At 71.0% G+C, this 19,105-nt stretch carries 12 protein-coding genes and 1 pseudogene; 6 read left to right on the top strand and 7 right to left on the bottom strand.

Annotation, left to right across the window (positions count from 1 at the left end; genetic code table 11):
- Positions 1-15: 15 nt before the first annotated feature.
- Both ACFWY9_RS04085 and ACFWY9_RS04080 read left to right on the top strand, forming a co-directional pair.
- Positions 16-1,863: an alpha/beta hydrolase gene (locus tag ACFWY9_RS04085; protein WP_378324632.1), complete on the top strand. Its 1,848-nt coding sequence runs from the start codon at positions 16-18 to the stop codon at positions 1,861-1,863.
- Positions 1,864-1,916: 53 nt separating this feature from the next.
- A complete protein-coding gene (locus ACFWY9_RS04080; protein WP_378324634.1) occupies positions 1,917-3,623 on the top strand; it encodes an alpha/beta hydrolase in 1,707 nt (568 codons plus the stop codon).
- A gap of 5 nt (positions 3,624-3,628) precedes the next feature.
- On the opposite strand, the gene eccCa is transcribed toward ACFWY9_RS04080, so the two are convergent.
- Positions 3,629-7,585, bottom strand: a complete 3,957-nt coding sequence (gene eccCa / locus ACFWY9_RS04075) for a type VII secretion protein EccCa (protein ID WP_378338105.1) — start codon at positions 7,583-7,585, stop codon at positions 3,629-3,631.
- A 134-nt stretch (positions 7,586-7,719) separates the two neighbouring features.
- Here eccCa and eccD point away from each other — a divergent pair, with 134 nt between their 5' ends.
- On the top strand, positions 7,720-9,117 hold the full coding sequence (gene eccD / locus ACFWY9_RS04070) for a type VII secretion integral membrane protein EccD (protein ID WP_378338104.1): 1,398 nt from the start codon (positions 7,720-7,722) through the stop codon (positions 9,115-9,117).
- Positions 9,114-10,346 carry a S8 family serine peptidase gene (locus tag ACFWY9_RS04065; protein ID WP_378338103.1) on the top strand — a complete coding sequence of 411 codons (1,233 nt, stop codon included), beginning with the start codon at positions 9,114-9,116 and terminating at the stop codon, positions 10,344-10,346. The genes eccD and ACFWY9_RS04065 overlap by 4 nt, the downstream gene beginning before the upstream one ends.
- A gap of 4 nt (positions 10,347-10,350) precedes the next feature.
- Here ACFWY9_RS04065 and eccB read toward each other — a convergent pair whose 3' ends face one another.
- On the bottom strand, positions 10,351-11,733 hold the full coding sequence (gene eccB / locus ACFWY9_RS04060; RefSeq protein WP_378338102.1) for a type VII secretion protein EccB: 1,383 nt from the start codon (positions 11,731-11,733) through the stop codon (positions 10,351-10,353).
- A gap of 114 nt (positions 11,734-11,847) precedes the next feature.
- On the opposite strand from eccB, the gene ACFWY9_RS04055 reads away from it, so the two are divergent.
- Positions 11,848-12,981 carry a type VII secretion protein EccE gene (locus ACFWY9_RS04055; protein ID WP_378338101.1) on the top strand — a complete coding sequence of 378 codons (1,134 nt, stop codon included), beginning with the start codon at positions 11,848-11,850 and terminating at the stop codon, positions 12,979-12,981.
- Entirely contained in the window at positions 12,978-13,616 is a 639-nt protein-coding gene (locus tag ACFWY9_RS04050) for a hypothetical protein (RefSeq protein ID WP_378324642.1), read from the top strand. Before ACFWY9_RS04055 ends, ACFWY9_RS04050 begins: the two co-directional genes overlap by 4 nt.
- Before the next feature lie 53 nt (positions 13,617-13,669).
- Here ACFWY9_RS04050 and ACFWY9_RS04045 read toward each other — a convergent pair whose 3' ends face one another.
- The 5 genes and pseudogenes from ACFWY9_RS04045 to ACFWY9_RS04025 form a co-directional block, all read right to left on the bottom strand.
- Positions 13,670-14,863 carry a PQQ-binding-like beta-propeller repeat protein gene (locus ACFWY9_RS04045; RefSeq protein ID WP_378338100.1) on the bottom strand — a complete coding sequence of 398 codons (1,194 nt, stop codon included), beginning with the start codon at positions 14,861-14,863 and terminating at the stop codon, positions 13,670-13,672.
- A 247-nt stretch (positions 14,864-15,110) separates the two neighbouring features.
- Positions 15,111-16,829: a hypothetical protein gene (locus ACFWY9_RS04040; protein WP_378338099.1), complete on the bottom strand. Its 1,719-nt coding sequence runs from the start codon at positions 16,827-16,829 to the stop codon at positions 15,111-15,113.
- A 972-nt stretch (positions 16,830-17,801) separates the two neighbouring features.
- Positions 17,802-18,359, bottom strand: a complete 558-nt coding sequence (locus ACFWY9_RS04035; protein ID WP_378338167.1) for an IS5 family transposase — start codon at positions 18,357-18,359, stop codon at positions 17,802-17,804.
- 406 nt (positions 18,360-18,765) lie between these two features.
- The gene (locus ACFWY9_RS04030) at positions 18,766-18,894 is read right to left on the bottom strand and encodes a colicin E3/pyocin S6 family cytotoxin (RefSeq protein ID WP_378338166.1); all 129 of its coding nucleotides are present in this window, start codon (positions 18,892-18,894) and stop codon (positions 18,766-18,768) included.
- Between the two features lie 5 nt (positions 18,895-18,899).
- Positions 18,900-19,091, bottom strand: a pseudogene (locus tag ACFWY9_RS04025) (colicin E3/pyocin S6 family cytotoxin); the annotation flags it as partial.
- Between the last annotated feature and the right edge of the window lie 14 nt (positions 19,092-19,105).

The raw sequence follows: 19,105 nt of genomic DNA, 5'->3' as shown, positions 1-19,105 counted from the left end.
CAGAGGAGATACAGCATGCCGTTGTCCAATGAGGACCTTGCCGCGCGCGCGGGCATCGACCCGTGGAAGCTGCGCGACCAGCTCGCCGTCGGCGATCCGATCGAGATCACCAACCTGGCCGCCCATTTCGCGAAGGCGGGCGGTAATGCCAAGCTGGCTGGTGAACTCGGTCAGCAGGCTTCCCGGCTCACCGCCTCCGGGTACAAAGTGGACAGTACGCCGGTGCATGACGAGGCAGGGTTCGTCGCGAGCACGAAGACCAAACTGGGCGCGGGCAACCTGACGAAGATCGCCACGATGCTGGACGGGATCGCCGACGACCTGACCAGCGCGACGAACTACGCGAAGGCGAATGTCACCACGCTGGAAGGTAATCTGCAGAAGATCCAGCAGCAATACGATGCGGTCGCGTCGACTGCGTACAAGAACCCCGGGACGACAAACCCCGACGCGCAGGCGAAAGCGCTGCTGGCGCAGGCCGTCGCGCTCGTCAAAACGAGCGGACAGGCCATCGACAAGGTCCACCAGGCCTATGACAAACAGCTCGCCGCGCACAACAAAGCGTTGTCCGCCCTGGGATTCGTCGCACCAGGCGGACTCGACGAGGGCAGCGGCGCACCGGTGACACTGCCTCCCAAGGGCGCCGACCCGAAGACGGTCGCGGCGTGGTGGAAAGGCCTGACCCCGGAACAACGGCAGTACGCGATCAGCTACAACTACCGCGAGATCGGTAATCTCAACGGCGTTCCCGCGACCGACCGTGACAAGGCCAACCGGGTCGCGCTCTCGGTGGACCAGCACAGCGACAACCCCGACGTCCGGCGCAACGCCCAGGCGGTCGTCGCGGCCTTGCGCGAGGGGGCGGGCCATCGGGATCCGGTCACCGGCCAGCCCGTCGTGACGCAGCTGTACCTGTACGAACCGTCGAAGTTCGGCGGCAAGGGCCGGATCGCCATCTCCGTCGGCGACCTGGACACCGCCGCGAACACGTCCGTGTACGTTCCCGGGATCAGCAACAACGCCACCACCCTTCCGAGCACCAACGGCGAACCCGGCGGAGTCACCAACGCCGGAAACATCTATCGCGAGGCCAGGAACGCGACACCCGGCAAGTCCGCCGCCGTGCTGGCATGGTTCGGCTACGACATCCCGCCGGCGGCACCCGACCCCACGGTGGTCAGTGAAGGACCGGCGACCGAAGGCGGCGGCTATCTGGCGAACGACCTCGCCGGGCTGCGAGCCATCCGAGGCGGCAACCAACCACACCTGACCGTGGTCGGGCACAGCTACGGCAGCACCGTGGTCGGACACGCGGGCTCGGATCACCACGCCTACACGGCGAAGGACGACGTGGTCCTGGTCGGCAGCATCGGCGCCGGCGCGGGAACAACGAACGCCGCGCAGATACACCCGGACGCGCCGGACCGCGTATACGTGGGTACGGCCTCCCACGACAAGATCGCACAGATCGGCGGGCTTCGGGCGACCGGCGCCAATACCCACGGGGCGAACCCGACGGATTTGTCATTCGGCGCACACCGATTCCGCGCGGAGACGACGGAACCGCTGCCATGGGACGCGCACGGTCACTACTTCACGGATCAGAACCGCGAGGCCTTGTACAACGTGTCCGCGATCGTGGCCGGCGATTATCAGGATGTCCAGTCGGCACCGCACAGCCTGCCCGATCCTCCGGTTCCCGGCAGACCTCCGACGGACACCGGGAACGTGGACCCCGAGACGTTGCGTCCGCCCGGCCGGCCGTCGCATTACCACGACCGGACCGGCCGGGACGCCGACGATCCCGCCCAGGAATCCCCCGGCCTGCCCGGCCCGCACCGGGACGCCGTGCCCCGACGATGAAGCACCCGCAGGTGTCCCCCTGCGCACACGACGAATCTCCTTGAGAGGCGACCATGCCACTGTCCAATGAGGACTTAGCGGCCCGAGCCGGCGTGGACCCGTGGAAGCTGCGGGACCAGCTCGCCGCCGGCAATCCCGTCGAGATCAGCACGCTCGCCGCCGACTTCGCCAAGGCGGGCGGGGACGCCAAGCTGGCAGGCGAACTGAGCAGTCAGGCATCCCGGCTCACCGCCAGTGGCTACAAAGTGGACGGTACGCCCGTGCACGACGAAGCCGGATACGTGGCCGACACGAAGGCGAAACTGGGCGCGGCCAAGATGACGAAGATCGCGACCATGCTCGACGGAATAGCCGACGATCTCACCAACGCGACGAACTTCGCCAAGACCACTGTCAGCGACCTGGATGGCAAACTCCGGCCGATCCAGCAGCAGATCGACGCGATCGCGGCCAACGCGTACAAGAACCCCGGCACCTCGGACCCGGACACCGCCGCGAAGAGCCTGGAAGCCCAGGCCGTCGCGCTGGTCAAGGCGAGCGGTCAAGCCGTGGACAAGGTGTTCCAGGGCTACAACACCCTGCTCGCCGGCCACACCAAGGCGTTGTCCGAACTGGGATTCGTCGCGCCCGCCGGCCTGGACGAGGGCGGTAGGGCACCGGTGGCGCTGCCCCCCAAGGGCAGTGACCCCAAGACGGTGGCGGCTTGGTGGAAGGGCCTGACCCCGGAGCAACGCCAGTACGCGATCAACTACAACTACCGGGAACTCGGCAACCTCAACGGCGTCCCGGCGGCTGACCGGGACGCGGCCAACCGAGTGGCACTGAATCTGGACCTGCACAGCACGGACGCGCGGACCCGGCAGAACGCCGCGGACATCCTGACCGCCTTGCAAGCCGGGGCCGACCGGTACCACGGCAAGGTGCCCGTGCAGTTGTACGCTTACGAACCCAATGCCTTCCCGCACGACGGCGGCAAGTCCAACGCCAAGTACGCCATCGCCATCGGCGACGTGGACAAGGCGGGCAATATCGCCGTCACCGTGCCGGGCATCGACACCGACACGGCCTCCGCCGGTGCTCTGACCTGGAAGGCTGGTCAAACCTACGACGCTGCGAACAGCGCGGATCCGAACCATCCGACCGCTTCCCTCGCCTGGTTCGGGTACGACCCGCCGAACAAACAACGCGACCTCGCTACCGGACTCGACGACCTGTACAGCGAGGACAAGGCCCGCACGGGGGCGGCCAACCTCGCCAACGACATAGCCGGCCTCCGGGCCACGCATGTGGCGCTCACCGGGCAACAGCCGCACATCACCGCGGTCGGGCACAGCTACGGCAGTGTTGTGGTCAGTCGCGCGGCTCACGACCACAACCTCCAGGCCGACGACATCGTGTTGCTCGGCAGCATCGGCGCCGGGAAGGGCATCAACTCCGTCAACGACTACCCGCCGAAGTTCCACGGCCACGTCTACGCGGGTGCGGAGGCCGATGACAGCGTCCGGTACCTGGGTGGTGCGGGCGTGGGGACGCACGGCGGCAACCCGACCACCCATGCCTTCGGCGCGAAGGTGTTCGAGGCGAACACGGCCAAGTACGGCGAGGACGCGCACGGTTCCTACTGGGATCCCGATTCGGCGTCCGTCAAGAACATCGGCTCCATCGCGACCGGTAAGGGAATAGCCGTGCCGGAGCGCGACCCGAACGAGTTCGAGACCCCGCCTTCCACGGATCCGGGTACGTTCGTACCGAGTTCGTGAGGCCGTCAGACCTTGGGCTGATCGTGGACCGAGTCCAGGCGGGCGAGTTGGACGGGTACGGTGCCGAGGCGCCGGTGGACGAGGGTGCCTCGGCCCGCGCGCTGCGGGCGGGGCCGGATACCGAACAGGATCCCTTCGTCCGCCGGGGCGCTCAGCAGGATCGTGGGGAAGCCGAGTTCCCGCAACCTGCCGAGCAGAGGGTCGAGCACGGCCCGGCCGGCGCCGCCGGCCGCGCGGGCGACGTACAGGTGCAGGCCGACACTGCGGGCCTGAGGCAGGAACTCCAGGAGCGGCAGCAACGGGTTACCCACCGAGGTGGCCACGAGGTCGTAGTCGTCGACGACGACGTGCACGTCCGGGCCCGTCCACCAGGTACGCGCCCGGAGCTGCTCGGGCGTCACTTCCGGGCCTGGCAGGCGTTTCTTGAAGCCTTCCACGAGACCAGCCACGACATCGGTGGCCTGCTGGTGGTTGCCGGCATACGCCAGGACGGTCTCGCCCTCGAACTCGCCCAGCAGCGTCAACCGGTAGTCCAGCAGGACCACCTTGTCCTGGCGGGGTTCGGCGCGGTCGATGACCTGGCGGGCGATCGCGCGCAGGGTGGATGTCTTACCCGACTCGGAGTCGCCGATCAGCAGCAGGCCAGGGTCTGCCCGGCGATCCAGGATCACGGGCTCGAGCCGGCGTCCCTCGATCCCGATCGCCAGTCCGTCCACACGGGACAGTGACACGTACTCGAGCATCGGTGGCAGCAAGCGCACGGGAGGGGCGGGGTCGCCGGTCCAGTGTCCGGACACCTTCGCGACGAGATCCGCGACGCCGGTCGCGAGGTCGTCGGCGCCGCGGACGCCGTCCACACGGGGAACGGCGCCGAGGAAGTGCAGCCGGTCGCGGGTGACGCCGCGGCCCGGCCGGTCCCTGGGCACGGTCTCCTGGACCCTGCGGTCCATTTCGGAATCCAAGGCGTCGCCCAGCTTGAGTTCGACCTTGGTACCGATCAGGTCCCGCAGCCCGAGCCGGAGGTCGAGCCAGCGGTTCCCGGTGACGACCAGGTGCACGCCGTAGGTCAGCGCCTGCCCCAGCAGGCCGAGGATCTGCTCCTCCATGGCCTCGAAGTCCTGGCGCAGCACGGCCCAGCCGTCGACGACGAGGAACACGTCGCCGAACCGGTCGTCCGGCGCTCCTCCGGACGCGCGCAGCCGCCGGTAGCTCGCCATCCCGTCGACGCCGAGTTCACGGAACCGGGCTTCGCGTTCTTCGACGACCGCGGCGACCTCGGCGACGATGCGGTGCACGATCTCGCCGTCCTGACGCCCGGCCACCCCGCCGACATGCGGCAGCCCGGACAAGGCGAACAGCGTGCCGGAGAAGTCGAGCGCGTAGAGCTGTACCTCGGCGGGAGTATGCCGCAACGCGAGCCCGGCCAGCAGTGTGCGCAGTATGGTCGACTTGCCGGACTGCGGCCCGCCGACGATGGCGACGTGCCCGCCCGCGCCGGACAGATCGAGCGTGTACGGATCGCGGCGCTGATGATACGGCCGGTCCACGACACCGATGGGGACGACGAGCGCGGGGCTGTCCGGCGACGCCCCGAACCCCCGCCCTGCCCGGACATCCATCGCGGGCATCAGCTCGGCGAGGGTGTCCGAGGTGCCGAGCGGGGGCAGCCAGACCTGGTGTGCCGGAACGCCTTTGCCGACCATCTGGTCGACCAGAACGGACAGCACGGTGACCTGCGTGACCTCGTCCTCGGCGCCCGCGTCCCGTTCGGCGTCCCGCAACACCGCCGCCAGCCGCGGCGGCACCGGCAGTTCCGCTGCCGGGAACGGCCGCACCTCGGTGGCTCCGGGCAACGCGGTTCCTTCCGCGACAGCGCCGCCGTTGTAGGCACCGGACACGTAGCTCGCACGGAACCGGGTGAGCGTGCTGGCCTCGGTGGCCAGGTAGCCGTGGCCCGGCGCGCTCGGCAGCTCGACGGCGTCGGGGACGCCGATCGCGGTGCGGCTTTCCTGCGCGGAGAAGGTCCGCAGGCCGATGCGATAGGACAGATGCGCCTCCAGGCCACGTAACCTGCCCTCGTCGAGCCGTTGCGACGCCAGCAGCAGGTGCAGCCCGAGCGATCGTCCCAGCCGTCCTATTTGGACGAACAGCTCGGCGAAGTCGGGTTTCTGGCTCAGCAGCTCGGAGAACTCGTCGACCACGATGAACAGGCTCGGCAACGACGGCAACGGTGTCCCGCGAAGACGCAGCCGCTCGTAGTCCCGAATGGACACCAGGTTCCCGGAATCGCGCAGGATCTCCTGCCGCCGGTTCATCTCCCCGGACAGCGCCTCCCGCATTCTGTCCACAAGGGACAGATCGTTCTCGAGGTTGGTGATGGTGGCCGCGACATGCGGCAGGTGGCCCAGCCTCGCGAAGGTCGCGCCGCCCTTGAAGTCGACGAGGACCAGGTTCAGCTGGTCCGGCGGATGGGTGGCGGCCATCGCGAGCACCAGCGTCCGCAGCAGTTCGGACTTGCCGGAGCCGGTGGCCCCGACCAGCAGCCCGTGCGGGCCCGTACCGTCCTGCGCGGACTCCTTGATGTCGAGGTCCAGCACGGTGCCGTCCGCGGAGATCCCGATCGGGACGCGCAGCCGGTCGCGCAGGGCTTTGGGCCGCCAGCAGGCGTCCAGATCCACCATGCCCGCGTCGGGCAGGCCCAGCAGCTCGGGCAGGGTCCGGCTCGCCGAGGCCAGGTCGTCGGCGGCCACGTCGGCCGCGTCGAGCCGGTACGGCGCCAGCTGCCGGGCCAGCGCGTCGGCGACCTCGACGGCGAGCGCGTCGGCGCGCCCGAGCGACTCGGCACCGGCACCGGACCGCACGGCGAGCGCGGCGTCGGCGGCGACCGAGAACTCGACACCGTTCGCCCGCACCAGGCGTTCCGCGGCGCCCGTCAGGTCGAGCACGGTCACGGCCTGCAAACCGTCGGGCGCCAGCACGAGTTCCTCGCCGGTGACCACACCGCCGTCCAGGATCACCAGCAGGTGGGCGACGTCGGGATCCGGCTCCGACTGCCTGCTGAACCGCGAGCGGCGCGCGAGGTCGGCACCCAGCAGGTCCTCCAGCGCCCGGAGCGACCGGTGGATCTGGCGCACCGGCCCGGCGTGGTCGGACAACTCGGGGTGACGCGCGTGCGGCAGCCATTTCGCCCAGCTCCACGGCCCCGCGTCCGGATCGTCGGTGCAGATCACCACACGCAGGTCGGTCGGGGCGTGGAAGGTGGCGACCTGCGCCACGAGCGCGCGGGCCGTGGCACGGGCGGCCGCGGTGTCGCCGGTGAGCGCGATCCCGGCGAATCGCCGCAGCGACAGCTGCACCGGCAGATCGGGGAGCACGGTGTGGGTCGCGACGAACCGCTTCAGCGCCAGCGCGGCAAGGGGGTCGAGTTCCTCCACCGGCCCGGTCTCGGCGGGTACCAAGGGCGTGGCCAGGTAGCGGGGGCCGAGGCCGATCCGCAGAACGCCGAAATCGGCGTCGCCCGCGCGGCGTTCCCACAGCCGCGGACTGTCCACAAGGGACCAGAGCACCGTGGGATCGGGCGCGCCCCAGCCGATGCCCGCCCGCTGCGCCTCGGCCGTCTTGCGCACCTGCGTCCTGATCGTCGCCAGGTACCGGAGGTAGTCACGGCGCCGCGTCGCGGCGTCGCCCTTCTGGGTGGTCCGGCTGCGCAGCAGGGACCCCACGACGACCGCGAGCGAGGAGAACAGGAACAGCGAACCGGCCACGTACGTCACAGGGTTCGGCGGGCCCGCGAACAGGTACGCCACCGAACCGAGCCCGGACAACGCGGGCAGCGCGGTCAGCCAGATCCCGCCGCTCTCGGCCTTCGGCAGCTCCGGCGGTGGTTGCAGGGCGAGTTCCCCGTCCGGGACGGCGGGCGCGGCCTGCCGCGGCGGTCGATGGAACAGGGTTTCGGTGGTCACGGGCGCTCCAGCGGAGGGTGTTCCGTCGGCTTCAAGGTTTCTTCAAGGTCGCGCCGTCAAGGTCGGCGGCGACCCGCGCCCGGGAAAAACGTTGTGTGTGACCTGGTTTACCAGATGCGGGGAGGAAGGGAAAGATGCCCCACGGCCAGCAGGGCGCTGTCCGGCCCGGCGGGACGAGCGACGGCTTCTGCCGGCTGACGGTGGCCGGTCCGGCCACCCGCGCCGACATTTCCGTGCCCGCCACCGTCCCGCTCGCACAGCTGCTGCCGATGCTGCTCCAGCATGTGCTGCCCGACCGCCCGCCGGACGGCGGCGCGGCACACGGCGGGTGGGTGCTGGCGCGCGGTGACGGAACCCGGCTGGACCCCGCGCGCGGGCTGGCCGCCAACGGTGTCCGCGAAGGCGAACTGCTCTTCCTGCGCCCAGCCGACGAACGAGGCGCCGCGCCGCTGTATGACGACGTCGTCGAGGTGATCGGCGCCGGAGCGGTGACGTCCACATGGGACACTCGCGCTGCCAGGGTGGCCTGCGGGGTCATCGGCGTCCTCACCGGGCTGGGAGCGGCGGCCCTGCTCCTCGCGACCGGTGGGAGGACCGCCGGGTTCCTCGGAGTGACGCTGGCCGCGCTGCTGCTCCTCGGCGGAGGCGCGCTGGCACGGGCCGCGGGCGACCTCGCCGCCGGGACCGTGACCGCCGCGCTCGCCGCGCTGGTGGGGGCCGCCGGTTCCAGCGTGCTGCTCACCGCCTCGCACACGGGCGCGCACGTGCTGCTCGCGAGCGCCGTCGTCCTGGTGGTGGCGGCGCTGGGTGCGGTGGTCGTCGGTGGCGGAGACGGGACGTTCGCGGCGCTCGCCGTCGTCGGCCTTTCGGGCCTGCTCGGTGCGCTCGTCGCGCTGCCCGCCAGCGGTACGCCGGAACGCGCCGCCGCGGTCGTGGCTCCCCTGGCGCTCGCCCTCACCACGGCGATGCCGACGCTGGCGCTGCGGCTGGCACGGCTCCCCCGGCCGAGCCTGCCCAGGAACGCCCAGGACGTCGCGCAGGTGACCGGACAGTCCTCTTGGGACGAGACCAGCAGGCGGATCGACCAGGCCCGCCGGCTGCTCACCGGCCTCGTCGCCGGGATCAACGCGGTGGTCGCGGCGGGCATCGTGCTGCTGGCGCTGGGCGGGACCTGGCCGATGGTGCTCGCCGGGGTGCTGCTCGCGCTTGTCGCGTTGCGAGCGCGGCTGTTCGCCGAGCGCGCGCAGCGGCTGGCATCGATGGCCGCGACCGCCGCCGCGCTGGTCGCGCTCCTCGCGGCAGTGATCGCCCGGTTCGCCGGCGATCAGGACGTGATGCTCGGCATCGTGCTGCCGACGGTGGTGCTACTGGGGGTCTTCGTCGGGCTGGCCGCGATCGTGCAGGGGCGGTCCGTGACCGGCCCGCGGGGTGCGCGCTGGCTCGACATCGCCGAATCGGTCCTGCTGCTCGCTGTCGTCCCGCTCGTCCTCGCCGTGTGGGACATCTACGCGGCCCTCATGGACATCGGATGATCACGCGGGCCGGTGTCGTCGCGCTGGTGCTGGCACTGACGCCGGTTTCTCCCGCGATGGCCCAGCAGGGCGGGGAGTGCCGTCCGCCCGCGCCGAGGGGCCAGCCGCTGCCCACCGCGGCCGGTCCGGCCCCGGTGATCGCGCGGCTCGGCTTCGACCGTGCCCACGAACTCGCGACCGGTGCCGGGGTGCTGGCCGGGGTGGTCGATTCCGGAGTGGACTGGAGTCATCCGAAGCTCGGCGGCGCCGTGCCCGCGCCGGGCACGCAAATCGGCGATCAGGGCCCGCCGGGGCCGGGTCGTGCGCTCGACTGCGCCGGCCACGGCACCGCGGTGGCCGGGCTGCTCGCCGCTCGGCCCGGTGACGATCCGCGGGTGGCGGGGATCGCGCCCGGCGCGTCGATCTATCCGGTGCGGTTCGCCACGCCGATCGAGAATCTGCCGCGCGGGCAGCTCGCCGCCGGGATCCGTGACGCGGCCGATCACCGGGTCCGGGTGCTGAACCTGTCGTTCGCGCTGGCCGTCGACGATCCGGCCGTCCGTGACGCGATCGCCTACGCACAGGCGCGGGACGTCGTGGTGGTCGCCGCCGCGGGCAACGAGGCGCAGAGCCAGCCCGGCCAGACCTGGTATCCGGCGGCCTATCCCGGGGTGCTGGCGGTCGCGGCGGTGAACGCGCAAGGTCTTCCGCTCGCGCAGTCCAACTCCGGGCCGTGGGTCGGGATCGCCGCGCCCGGCGAGAATCTGACGACCACCGCACCGGGTGGCGGTTATCTGGCCGTCACCGGCACCAGCTTCGCGACGCCGCTGGTCACCGGGGCCGCGGCGCTGATTCGCCAGCGGTACCCGGAGCTGCCCGCCCCGCAGGTGATCGACCGGCTGAAGTCCGCGGCGGTGCGGGTGTCCGGCCGTCCCGACGAGCGCAGCGGCGCCGGGGTCCTCGACCCCTACGCCGCGCTGACCGTGCCGGACGCGGCGCTCCCGTCATCGTCACTCCGCCCCGGCGGGCTTGTCAGGATGGCCCCGATGCCGGCGGGCACGGACGACAGCCGCGCGACGCGGATCGCCCTCGCGTGGTCCGGAATCCTGGCCTCACTGGCGATGCTCGCCGCGATCGGCGCCCTCGCCGTCCGGCGCGCGGCGAAGCGCGGCTGGGCAGCCGGACCGCTCCCCCGGACCGCACGCGAGGAGCGGGGTACCCCCGGGCCGCCGGACACCGAGCTGGTGTGACATGTCAGGAACCGGGGAATTCCCGCTGCGCGGCTTCCGGGTCGAGGACCGGCCCGGAGGGCAGCAGGTTCACGAACGGCGCGGGCACGTTCTTCACCGCCGCCGGGTCGTACCGGAGCCGGTGGACGGCGTCCGCGCCGGGCAGTGCGTACCGTTGCCCGGCGTCGGTGACCAGCGTGTAGGCGCCATCCTGCCCGGCACTGGACGCGGCCTTCACCAGCGCCCCGCGGCCCGGCGGGATCCGGACCGAGCGGAGAACTCCCGGTGTGTCTCCGCCGGTCACCGCGACCGGTGCGACGTCGACGCCGGGGACCGCGGCCGGGACGGAAACGTCGAGCTGCCACGGAGCCTTTCCCGGCGCGGCGCCCGGGCCCGTGCTGAAGCAGACCGGTCTTCCGGGCGTCACCTCGACCGGCTTCGGCTTTCGCTCGGGCCAGCCGGAAGCGCCGGGCGCCGTGACGTTCGCCACCGGTGCCGCGCTGGTAACGGCCGGGCCGACGTCCACCGAGCGCGCCCCGGAACTCGCGAGCAGCAGGAAGACGAACGGCGTGATGGCGCGCAGCCCGTCCGGTTCGACGACGTAGTACTGGTCACCGAGCCCGGCGGACGAGCTGTGCACGAGGTCCCCGACCACGCCGGGGACACCGGGAATCGGCCTGCTCGGCGACGTGCCTTTGGCGGCCACCTGCGGCATGTCGATCCTCGGGCCCTCCGGCACCGTCGCGAGCACCTCGGGCGGCAACGACACCGGGCTCGCGAGCTGAAGTCCCAGCCTGGCCTGGGTGGTCGTGTCGAGCGCGAACCGGCGGCCCTGCATGAGCAGCCACTGTCTCCCGTCCGGGTAACGCACCACGAGCGCGTCGTCCGGCCCAAGCCGTCCCTCGGCGGGCGCGGGGCCGATCACCAGATCGGTACGCGAGCCGGGCGCGGCCGAGGAAGTGGTGCAGGCCGTCCACGGCTCGGCACTGAGCTTTCCCTGCTGTGGCAAGGCATCTGGGGCGTTCGGGATACCGACCGGCAGCCCGCGCGGTCTGCTGCCGAGCGCGTCCGGCCGTACCTCGGTGACCTGGCCGCCGCCGACCAGCAGCGCCGAGGTGAGGTTGAGCGCGGGGTGGAGCACGCCGTTGACCGCGACGTAACGTCCACCGTCCCCTTTCACCAGCACGGCTCCGGAATCCGGTACGGCGGGGCCGCTGCCCGCGCCGAGCAATCCGGCCACGCCGAAGCCGGTGGCGGCGAGCACGGCCACCACGAGGCTGCCCGCGGTCGTCCGGTTGAGACGGCGACGAGGATCGGCGCCCGCGCGATCGCTTCCGGTGAGCAGGCTCGTCGCCTGCCTGCGTCCCTCGTAGGCGTAGGCCTCGACGTGATCCTTGGTGCTCGCCATCGCTCACCTTCGTCGGAAAGGGGTTAATGCCGACGAGCCTAACCTTTTTCCCGCCGGGAATCAGCGAAATCGGCGGCCGAACCGAATATTTTCCCGCACTGAAAGGAATACGCGATGACAGCGTCGTTCCGTACCCGATCGCGTCCCGCACTCTGGTTGCACCGCGGAAAAGTGATCGCCCTGGAAACCGGAGCAGCCCTGCTCGTGGCGAGCACGGCGTCGGCCTTCGCCAAGGCTTATCCGGCCGCGGTTCTTCTCGGCCTCATCGCCGTTCTCGTCATCGCCGCCGCCTTCACGCGATTACAGGGAAGACCGCTCGCGGACTACGTTCTCCGGCGAACACCCCCGGCGCCCACTCGCTCGTCCACTTCCGGACTCCCCGGCCTCGTCGCGCTCTCCCACTCACTTCCGGAGCTGCGGATCGCGGAAGCTGAGATCCACAGTGGACAGACAGTTGGCCTGCTCGAAGACGGTCAGGGATTCTGCGCGGTACTGGAAATCAACACCGGCGGCGCGATCCATCTCGATCTCGGTCTCATCGCCGCGCAGCTCGCCGCCGATCCCGCCGAGCCCAGCGGTGTGCAACTGATCGTCGAGCAGTTCCGCGCACCGTCCCCGGGCGAGCGCTTCGAGCCGGCAGGCTCCTACCTCGGACTGTCCACTCCGGACGATCCGCTCGCACGGCGGGTGCTGCTCGCCGTCCGGCACGAGCCGCTCTGGGCACCGGCCGCGGTGACCGCCCGCGGCGGCGGAGCGTCCGGCGCGGGGAAGGCCGTCGCGGCGGCGACGGCACGCCTGCGGCGGCATCTCGACCGGACCGGTGTCCACGCCACGATGTTGGCGCCCCGCGCGCTGTACTCCGTGCTCGCCCAGCTTGCCGACTCGGGACGCAGTGGGAGCGCGAGGGACCACGCCTGGATCACCGAGAACGCCGCCCACTGCTCGCTGTTCGCCGAGCTGCGGTCCACTTCGGACCTCGCGCGCCTTGTCGCCGCGGCGGCGGCCACTCCCGCCGACCGGTCGGTGGTCTCCGTGGCCGTGGAGCTGTCCGGGCGGATGGCCACCACCCGCGCGGCCGTCCGGGTCGTGTCGGCCGACCACCGCCGCGCCGCCGCGGCACGCGGCGCGCTGGTCGCCACCGGTCTCGTGACGACCTTGCCGGGCCACCAGGCAGACGGGCTCCGCGCGACACTCCCCCTCGGTGGTGGACGGCGTGAGCTCATCGACGCGTTGGGAGTGAGCCGATGAGAGAAGCCGAGTCGATGCGGGAAACGTTGTGGCGCGGTGCCGGCGGTGTCGACCTCGCCCTCACACTGGCTCCGGCCGGGATCGTCCTCGGCCAGGGTCCCGGTGGGAGCGTGGAAAGACTGACCTGTGCCGGCCCGCAGCCGTCGATAATCGGCGTTGTCGACGCACCGGATCTGGTGCGGGTGCTGGCTTTTCGCCTGCTCGGCGCCGGCTGTTCGGTATCGGTCCGCACACCGGCCCCGGCTCGCTGGAAGCCGGTGCTCGCGCGCTCGGCCGGACGGCTGAGCATCGTCGGCGGTCAGCAGCCGTGGCCGTCCGTGCCGCCCACTCCGCTGGCGCCGCAAGCACTTCTGGCCGAAACCGACCAGAGCCCCGACGCCTACACCGGTGCCGCGTGGACGTGCGTGCTCCACGACGTTGCCCGCATTCCGGTCCGTTCACCGTTCTGGAGCGCGGCCACCGCCGTCCTCGTCGGGGCGCCGGGACACGGGAAGGCGCTGGGCCTGCTCGGCCGGTTCCCCGGCGCCGAGGTGGCCGACCGGCTGCCGCCCGGCCACCTCGCCCGCTGTACGCCGGAGGGGACCCGCCTGCTGCGCCTCGCCACCACACCCGCCGAGCACCACCTTTCCGGCTGAGCCGACGCCGAAATCCCGGCCGCACTGCCCGATCGGCCATGCGGGTCACCTCCTCAGGCGAGGGTGACGGCGACCTGCTCCCGCGTCGCAGCGTGCCGACCGGTGACGACGAGCCCGGCGGGAGTGGCGGCCAGCTGCGTGGTCAGCCATTGCCCGGTCGCCGCGCGCACCACCGGCCGCACCGGGGCGATCCGCCCGTCGCCCTCGACCGGCACGAGCACTAGCTGGCTGTAGAGCGGGATCCCGCTCCGGTCCGCGGCGAGTGGCACGGCGGCGAGCGCGAGACGGCCTTCCCGCAGGCTGAGCAGCACCGGCCGCACGACACCGCCGACGACGTCCGCGTTCGCGCGCCAGGTGTCCCGTTGGACGTGAGTCCAGGACGTGGCACCGGTGTCCGGGTTCAGGCCGGCGAGTACCGTCACCTTGTCCTGGAAACGCGCCGTGTCGGTGTTCTCCACGAGCACCGGGGTGCCCCGCGCCCAGCCGACATCCCACTGGTAGCGCGGCCGGTTCGGCGAACCGGCGACCGGCGGTGCCGGGTCGAGCACGAGGTTCTCCCGGGTCCACAGTGGACTTCCGGTCTGGAGGTCGATCGCCACGACCGTGTGCGCCGCACCCAGCACCCCCTGCGGTCGCACGTCGACGAGAACCCGGTCCGGACGTGTGTCGCCCACCGGCCACGTCCGGCTCAGGCCGGACACCGGAGCCCGCCAGAGCCACCTCGTGGCTCCCGTGCCCCGGTCGAGAGCCCACAGCCACGAACGTCCGGCGATCTCGTCGTGGTTGACCGGGCCGACGCAGTTCTCCTCCACCAGCACCGTCCCTCGCGGGCCGGCGAGCACACGCGGGACGGCCTGCTCCTGGCAGCCGTCGAAGGCACGCTCCCAGCGAGACTCACCCGTGACGCTGAACGCCGTGATCCGGCCCGGCCGATGTGTCACCGTCACCACCAGGTCGCCGACGATCGCGTAAGCCGATCTGCCGGGGAGGTCTGCGAGCAGCCGCCCGGACACCGCGTCGAACACCCAGGTCGCGGCGCCCTGCCGGGCGGGCTCGTTGACGTTGGTCCGCGGACCGACGTTGACCGCCACCGTCCGGCCGCCCTCCGACACGACGCCGAGGTCCACGTCCCCGGGCGCACCGCCACCGTCGGGCGGCTGCGGAGAACGCGGCTCGCCGCGGCGGTAGTGCCAGCGTTCGGCACCGGTGGCCGGGTCGAGCATGCGGACACCTTGCTCGTCCGCCACGAGCAGACCACCCGCGGTGCCAAGTGCGCCACGGTCGGCCCGCGGGGCCGACTGCCACACGACGGTGCCGTCCAGTGCGAGCGACCGCTGCGCGGGTGGCGAGGTGCTCGCGACGGTCGCGTCGGCCGCTGGAACGGTGGCCGGGGCGGGGCGGGGCCGCCACCCGAGCGGACCACGATCAGCACCACAGCCGCCACGGCGATCGACACGACGATGGCCGCGAGCAGGATTCCCCTGTGCCGCGCGCTCATGGCTGGTCCGCCTTGCGGTGCACGTGCGTGCCGGCGACGTCCTTCGTGACCAGCTGACCGTCGGCGGCGGCGAGTACGGCGAGCCACGGTCCGGCCGGCCCCCAGCCACAGCAGGCGGCACCCGCGTCCAACGGGCGCTCGGTGAACGTGCGGAGATCGACGGCGACGACTCTGCGGTCCGGTTTCTCCGGCGGCCCGCCGATGGTGGCGATCCGGTACCACACCGCGCCGTCGACCACTGGCCCGTTCGGCTCGCCGAGCGGGCCGGAATCCTTCGTGCCGAGGGGATCACCGGGCAGGGCGGCCCCTTCACGGTTCACCGCGCCGTTGCGCAACTGGATCACGTCGACTACACGGCCGGGCAGCTGGACGACTACGAACGGCTCCGGAACGGTGAGCACGGCCCGAGCCGCGGCGTCGCCGACACTCCGGTGCCACACCTGGCGCCCTTTCGCGTCGATCGCGACCAGCTCACCGGCACCGCGCAGCAGGATGACGCCCTTCGCGGTGCCGAGGAGCACCGGCTCGGTGAGGGCGGTGGGCAGAGCGACCATCCGCCACCCGCCGCCCGTCCGGACCGTCAGCCGGGGCGTACCGCAGCCGGTCGGCCCGGACGCCAGTACGACGTCGTCGATCGCCTGATAGGCACACGGCCCGCGCCGGCCGCGGTCGAATTCGGTGAACGTCGCTGTGCCCGGGTCGAATTCGGTCACGTACGCTTCCGGTTCCCGTTCCTCGCCCAGCGCGCCCAGCAACAACACCGGGCCCTGGCGGAGAACGACGTCCGAGGCCGGCGACCATCCCGAACGGGCCTGCCCCGGGCCCACCACGGACCAGCTCTCCGCCTGCCGTGGCATCGGAACCACGTTCAGTTCCCGCCCGGAGGCCAGGTCCAGTACCACGACCGCGTCCCGCAGGACCACGGTCACCCGCCCTGCCGCCCGGTCGACGACGGCCCGTGCCCCGCCGGACTGCTCCTGCCCGAGCGAATACCGCCACCGCGGCTGCGCCGTCCCACCGGGCCCGGTCGAGTAGGCGAGCACCGCGTCATAGCGGTCCGGACGCCCGATCAGCACCATCAGATCCGTGCCGGGAACCAACACGGCCGAGGACGTAACGGGCACCGACAGCTCGGCGGACGGCTTCAGCACACCCAGCGGCGCGTCCGCACCCGGGGTGCTCGCCCGTGGTGGCGGACCGTTCGCGACCGTGCTTTCCGCCTTGTCGATGTGGTAGCCGATCCCGTCGTCGGCGAGCACCGCACCGAGCGGGAGCAGCAGCGCCGGGGACACCAGCGCCAGCATCGCGACGACCGTATCCCGCAGCCCCGTTTGCGCGCGCGACGACGCCACGACCAGTGCGGCCGCCAGCACGAGCGCGCCGAACCCCGCGTACGCCAGCCCAGTGCCGAACGACCGCACCTGCACCAGCTGTGAGCCCGACGCGCGGACCTCGTCCGGAACCCACAGGACGATGCCCTGCGCGACGGCGGCGAGCCCCCACGCCACGGCGGCGACCACACTCGCCACCCGGTTCGGCAGAAGCCGCAGCAGCGCTACCACCATCGCCAGCATCCCGGCTCCGGCCAGCGCCAACGCCGTGATCGACGGCCACGTCCACCGTTGCGGAACCGCGAGCGCCACCACGGCCACACTGGCCACCACCATTCGCCCGGCCTCGACGCTTCCGGCGTACCGGCGCCAGTGCTCGGTCATGAACCTGTCCCTCCACCCGGGAATTCGTGTCCGCGTTGGGACGACGACAGCCTCGAGGGCGCTCCGGACATCTCCTTACGAAAGCCTGACGCCCGCGCTGAACCTTCCGGCGGAACCTTGAAGAAACCTTGCGCGCAGCCCAGGCTCTCCTGTCCCGGCCCTTTACCAGGGCTGCGGCGACCGCTCGATCAGGTCCTCGGACTCGGACAACCTCGTAGACCAGCTCCGCGCGAGCCGCCCCGGCTTCGACCGGACGCTGGTTGTCGCTGTAGACAACGCGGAGTTGCCGAGTCCCATGTCCATTCGCCGCGTTGGCCCATGAAAAGTGAGATGTGCCCGCCATCGCAGGTGTGATCAGCGCAGGGCTACCCGCATACACCACGATTCCCTGCCAGTGCCCCGGCCGGGAAGGCAAGTTCCGCGGATTTCTATTCCGTCAGCAGCAATGGCTTGCGCCGTCGGCCGGGGCCCAACGCCCACGGGGATTACTGTCCGCCCCATGGTTCGGTGACTGCCGACCACCACTGCGCACTCGCGCGGCGTGCCTCCCGCGTGGGAATGTCCGGGGCGGGTACGGCGCATAGCAACGCGGTCTCGACCACGGTCTCACTCCCGGTGAGCTGCGCCAGGAGACACCAGATAGTTGTCGGCCGCCGTGGCCAGCAGCACCCGAATCGGCTCTTCCCATTCTGACCGGCCCACCAAGGGAGCCCGCCACGGAAAGGAAGCGGTCACGACGATCGCCCCGTTTCCGAGTATTCGGCGTCCCTGAGCGTGTCCCAGCCGTGCTGGGCCGGTCGTGGGGAGGCTGGACGACCAAGCTGCATCTGGCCACCGAGCAAGGCCAGAAACCATTGTCGTTGCTGGTGACCGCCAATCAACGTGGGGACTCGCCGCAGTTCGAGACGGTACTGGCCAGGGTCCGGGTCGTGTCCTGGCGGACAAGGCCTGCAGTTCTCGCGCCAACCGGGCCTACCTGCGGCGGCGCGGGATCGCCTGCACGATTCCCCAGCACTCTGACCAGGTCCGGCATCGTCGCAACCGCGGCCAGGCCGCAACGGAACCAGCAGCGGATTGTCTCCGGCTTGCCCGGGAGTGAGCAGAAACCGCATCGGCAGCCCTCGCCCGTCGACCACGAGGTGGATCTTGGTGCTCAGTCCGCCACGGGACCGCCCGAGTTCTTCCCCGTCGACGGCGAGGGCTTCGATGTCGCTGCTGCATCCCCCTTTTCCGGGCCCCGGCGGAATGCTGATGCGCCCGGACCACGCTGGAGTCGATACTCGTGACCCATTCGACGTCACCGACGGCGTCGTCTTTGACGATGACGTGGTCAAGGATCTTGCCCCAGGTACCGTCCTTGGTCCACAACCGCAGCCGTTCATGCGCGGTCTTCCACGGCCCATGGCGTTCAGGCAGATCACGCCACCGGGCGCCGGTCCGCAGCTTCCACACGATCGCGTTGATCACCTGCCGATGCTCACACCACCGCCTGCCGCCACCCTGCTGCGGCGGCAGCAACGGCTTGATCACCGCCCACGCCCGATCCGTCAACTCACCACGACCAACCACCGCACACAACAACCAGAAACCCAGCTCAATCACTTACAGGACACGCTCTAAACGCTCAGGAGCGGGCGACGGTCATGCTCAAACCGGCCAGACCACTCGCTCTGCTCCTATGGTGGTGACTGCCCGCCGCTCGACGGGCCTGGAGCTGGCTTCGTAGTACGCGCGTCGGCGAAACCGCCAACGAAGTATGTGAATCTGGCGTCGTCGAGCGGGCCAACGGTTTCTGCTGGCACATCGAAGTGGGCCAGAACGGCACGAACCTGCTCCGCCGTGTGATGGCTGACCCCCGGAGGAAGTTTTACGGACCATTCCAAGAGCTCGTCCGACTCGCGGTATGCCTCGATCTCCCAACCGACCGCTTGATCACTCATGGTTCGACGCTCCGGGTGGGGTCGGGGCCTTTCCCTGGGATCGGCTGTCCGGTGTTGGGATCAAGAACGCCTTGATGCTTACCACGCTTGTTGTAGCTTGTTGTAGCTTGTTGTACATCTCCCACTCGCCGTGTCGATAGTCCCACTCATAGATGTTTCCCTTGTCATCTTTCCACCTTTTGCGGAGTCCGCCACCTCCTTGAACTGGCGTCTTCCGCTTTGCCGCCGTCGCCCCCGTCGCCCCCCTGTCTTGGCCCCCACCGGGAGCCGGGCGGCACTGGAAATTATTGAGGTCTGAGTGCCGTGGATGGCCACGTCTCACCCCCAAGCCCGCGG

It is taken from the genome of Amycolatopsis sp. NPDC059027 (assembly GCF_042739735.1).
Lineage (GTDB): Bacteria > Actinomycetota > Actinomycetes > Mycobacteriales > Pseudonocardiaceae > Amycolatopsis.
The sequence above is the reverse complement of the archived record's forward strand: the minus strand, read 5'-3'. Positions and strand labels throughout refer to the sequence as shown.

What these genes read in the sequence shown, in the direction of transcription:
- ACFWY9_RS04085 (WP_378324632.1), top strand. Translation starts at nt 16, where the DNA reads ATGCCGTTGTCCAATGAGGACCTTGCCGCGCGCGCGGGCATCGACCCG.
- ACFWY9_RS04080 (WP_378324634.1), top strand. Translation starts at nt 1,917, where the DNA reads ATGCCACTGTCCAATGAGGACTTAGCGGCCCGAGCCGGCGTGGACCCG.
- eccD (WP_378338104.1), top strand. Translation starts at nt 7,720, where the DNA reads ATGCCCCACGGCCAGCAGGGCGCTGTCCGGCCCGGCGGGACGAGCGAC.
- ACFWY9_RS04065 (WP_378338103.1), top strand. Translation starts at nt 9,114, where the DNA reads ATGATCACGCGGGCCGGTGTCGTCGCGCTGGTGCTGGCACTGACGCCG.
- eccB (WP_378338102.1), bottom strand. Translation starts at nt 11,733, where the DNA reads ATGGCGAGCACCAAGGATCACGTCGAGGCCTACGCCTACGAGGGACGC.
- ACFWY9_RS04055 (WP_378338101.1), top strand. Translation starts at nt 11,848, where the DNA reads ATGACAGCGTCGTTCCGTACCCGATCGCGTCCCGCACTCTGGTTGCAC.
- ACFWY9_RS04050 (WP_378324642.1), top strand. Translation starts at nt 12,978, where the DNA reads ATGAGAGAAGCCGAGTCGATGCGGGAAACGTTGTGGCGCGGTGCCGGC.
- ACFWY9_RS04040 (WP_378338099.1), bottom strand. Translation starts at nt 16,829, where the DNA reads ATGACCGAGCACTGGCGCCGGTACGCCGGAAGCGTCGAGGCCGGGCGA.